This window comes from Dermacoccus sp. UBA1591, assembly GCF_002322065.1.
GTDB lineage: Bacteria > Actinomycetota > Actinomycetes > Actinomycetales > Dermatophilaceae > Dermacoccus > Dermacoccus nishinomiyaensis.
Genome location: NZ_DCNR01000046.1, coordinates 1 through 3457 on the forward strand (window position 1 = coordinate 1; position 3457 = coordinate 3457).

At 69.8% G+C, this 3457-nt stretch carries 4 protein-coding genes; all 4 read left to right on the forward strand.

The features are described 5' to 3' along the window. Positions 1 to 875 precede the first annotated feature (875 nt). A complete protein-coding gene (locus B2284_RS04875; RefSeq protein ID WP_136788439.1) occupies positions 876 to 1700 on the forward strand; it encodes a tetratricopeptide repeat protein in 825 nt (274 codons plus the stop codon). Beyond that, complete coding sequence (locus B2284_RS04880; protein WP_074045220.1) at positions 1693 to 2658, forward strand: HAD-IIA family hydrolase; 966 nt, start codon at positions 1693 to 1695, stop codon at positions 2656 to 2658. Before B2284_RS04875 ends, B2284_RS04880 begins: the two co-directional genes overlap by 8 nt. Next, positions 2655 to 2951 (forward strand): hypothetical protein, encoded by a 297-nt coding sequence (locus B2284_RS04885; RefSeq protein WP_136788438.1) that lies wholly within the window; start codon positions 2655 to 2657, stop codon positions 2949 to 2951. Before B2284_RS04880 ends, B2284_RS04885 begins: the two co-directional genes overlap by 4 nt. Further along, the coding region (locus B2284_RS04890; protein WP_286697262.1) for a TlyA family RNA methyltransferase at positions 2948 to 3457 on the forward strand (510 nt) is incomplete at its 3' end. The genes B2284_RS04885 and B2284_RS04890, both read left to right, overlap by 4 nt.

Below are 3457 nucleotides of genomic sequence, written 5' to 3' on the forward strand. Positions count from 1 at the left end.
GGACACCGCCGGACTTCTTCAACAGAAGGGTCCTTGATCTGATGAACGTCGTGTTCCTTGAAGCCCCCGACGGGTGGCTCGGAGCTTGAACAGTTCTTGGATCAAGGGCCCTTCTTTCATGTATGCCCTGGCTGCGCAGCCGTGGTCGATGCCCTCGCTCCGTCGTAGCAATGGGTGCCGGCTCGCCCGAGGCGCCGCCCTCGTGCCACGATGTCTATTGCCCGTCCTGAGAAGAGGAAGACATGCCTGACGAGAACACCGAGAACACGCCAGAGCGTCGCGAACGCAGTTCGCGCTGGTCGCAGGGAGGTCGCGAGGCGGCCTCCGGCGAGCGTCGCCCGGCTCGTGACGACAGGGGTTCCCGTGAGCAGCGGGGTCGGTTCGAGCGCGACGATCGTCGCTCGTCAGGTCGCGACGAGCGAAGCAGCTATGGACGGGGCAGCGACCGTCGTGACGACCGTAGAGGTGTCCGCCGCGATGAGCGTGGCTACGGTGGCCCGCGTCGGGACGACGAGCGGGGTCGTGACGATCGCCGTTCCTTCGGTCGTGACGATCGTGGGGGTTTCCGTCGGGACGACCGTGGCCGGGACGAGCGCAGCTATGACAGACCGCGTCGGGATGACGAGCGGGGTCGTGAGGATCGTGGGGGTTTCCGTCGTGATGACCGTGGCCGGGACGACCGCCGCTCGTCTGGGCGTGATGAGCGTGTTGGTTACGGACGCGGTTCGGATCGTCGTGACGAGCGGGGTGGCGGTTTCCGTCGGGATGACCGCAGCGAAAACCGTGGCGGGTTCACCGGCCGGGGGGACCGCGGTGCCGGCTGGTCGGACGAGCAGTCGTCGATTCGTGGCCCGCGCAGCTGGGACGCGAAGGCCGTGGGGGACGAGCGTCCCCGTCGCAAGCCGGAGCCGGTGCTGCCGGAGGACATCACGGGCTATGAGCTCGACAAGGCGGTGCGTCAGCAGCTGCGAACCCTGAGCAAGGAGAACGCCGAGGGCGTCGCCAAGCACCTCGTCGCTGCCGCCGAACTGCTGGACGAGAACCCGGAGAAGGCGCTCGACCACGCGCAGCACGCCGTGAGCCGGGCCGGCCGGGTTCCGGCAGCGCGCGAGGCGCTCGGTCTGGTCCTCTACCGAACGGGCGAGTTCGCCGAGGCACTGCGTGAGTTCCGGACCGCGCGCCGGCTGTCCGGCTCCGACCACCTGCTGCCGTACATGGTCGACTGCGAGCGTGGCCTGGGGCGCTACGAGCGGGCCCTCGAGCTGGCGAACTCTCCGGAAGCGCAACGCCTCTCTGAGGCCGACAACATCGAGTTGGCCATCGTCGTCTCCGGCGTGCGCCGCGACATGGGACAGTCGCGGGCTGCCGTCGTCGGACTGCGCATTCCCGCCCTGCAGAAGGCGACGACGCAGCCCTGGGCCGCTCGTCTGTTCTACGCGTATGCTGACGCGCTGCTCGACCTGGGTGAGCGGGAGGAAGCGCGGGCGTGGTTCGTCAAGGCCGACGCGGCCGACCGTGATGGCGAGACGGACGCCGCCGACCGCATCGACCAGATCGACGGCTTCGAGCTGACCGACCTCGCGCCGGAGGACGAGCAGGACGTCGACCCGCGTCTCGCCGAGCTCGACCTGAGCGCGTTCGGCGCCGTACCGCCGAACGAACCGTCAGCGTCGGTCGGGGAACAGGACCCCCGTGACTGAAGGCCTGCTCGACCGGTACGACGGCATCGTCTGCGACCTCGACGGCGTCGTCTACGCAGGGCCCGACGCCATCCCGCATGCCATCGCGAGCCTCCAGAGCACGCGCGAACATGGGACGCGCGTCGTCTACGCGACGAACAACGCCTCGCGTCCCCCGTCGGCCGTCGCGGCGCATCTGCGTGAGCTCGGGCTGCGTCTGGACGACGAGGACGTCGTCAATTCGTCGATGGCGGCAGCGCACGTGCTGCGCGAGAGTGGCGCGCAGGTGCGTATCGTCCTGCCGATCGGCGGGGAGGGCGTTGCCCGAGCGCTGAGGGGGGCCGGTTTCGTCTGCGTCGGCGACGACGATGCAGGTGCAGGGACCGGCGACATCGATGCCGTCGTCCAGGGCTACGGGCCGGATGTCCGTGCGACGGACCTCGCGGCCGCAGCGCACGCCGTCAACGGTGGTGCGCGCTGGGTCGCGACGAACACTGACCTGACCTTGCCGACCGAGAAAGGGATCGCACCCGGCAACGGCTCGCTCGTCCAGGCCGTCCGCAATGCGGTGGCGGTCGATCCCGAAGTGGCCGGCAAGCCCATGCCCGTCATGTACGACATGGCGAGTGAGCGCATCGGCGCGGCCGACGCGTCGCGCGTCCTTGCTGTCGGCGACCGGCTCGAGACGGATATCGAAGGCGCGACCCGCGGCGGGTACGACAGCGTGCTCGTGCTCACCGGTGTTCACGGCCTCGCGGACGCAGCCGCGGCACCGAAGGAGCGTCGCCCGACGTACGTGCTCGCGGATCTGCGCGGGTTGACGCAGCCGTACGAGGTCGAGACTGCCGGGGAATGCGGCCCGGGTGCGAGCGTCGCGCGCGTGCGCGGTCTGCTGACGTCCCTGTGGGAGCGCGTCGATGCGGGAGACCTCTCCGCCGAGGACGCGGCGCGCGAGATGCGTCAGGCGTGCGGGTCATGAACGTCGGGGTGCCCAGCCCGGTTGAGCTCGCCCAGCGGGCCGAGGGCCGTCGTGTGATCGCCGGGGACGGCCCGGTCGGTGACACAGAGCTGGACGATGCCGTGAGCCGCCTGCGCGAGAGCGTCGATGCGATGGCCGGCGAGTCGACGGGCGGCAATGGGTCGGTCGGCAGAGCGTCGAATGACAGCGGGTCCGAAAGCTGTGGGCCCGACGTCGATGCCGCCGACGTCATCGCTCGTGCACACGACGTCCATGAGAGCTTGCAGCGACGCCTCGAACAGGCCCAGGCATGAGTGGTGTGCGACTCGACGCCGCCCTCGTGGCGCGCGGCCTCGTGCGTTCTCGCGCCCAGGCGAAGGAGCTGCTCGACGCGGGGAGGGTGCTTGTCGACGGCAAGGTCGAGGCGAAGGCGTCGACCAAGGTGAGCGACACGCAGAACGTCGAGATCGAGGGCGACCTCGACCACTACGTGGGCCGTGCCGCACACAAGCTCCTCGCCGCGTGCGAGGCCTTTCCGGGTGTCGCGACCCGCGTCGCCGGAGCGCACGCCATCGACGTCGGCGCCTCGACCGGTGGGTTCACGCAGGTGCTGCTCGAACGGGGGGCGGCTCACGTCGTCGCTCTCGACGTCGGGCACGGCCAGCTCGCCGAACCGGTCAAGAGCGACCCGCGCGTCACCGATCTCGAGGGCGTCAACGTCCGCGACGTCGTGAGCGCGACGCAGCTCGACGGCTCACCGTTCGCACTCGTCGTCAGCGATCTGTCGTTCATCTCGCTGACGCTGGCGCTGCCCCACATG

Excerpts from the sequence above, each read along its gene's own strand:
- B2284_RS04885 (WP_136788438.1), top strand. The coding sequence starts at position 2,655 with ATGAACGTCGGGGTGCCCAGCCCGGTTGAGCTCGCCCAGCGGGCCGAG.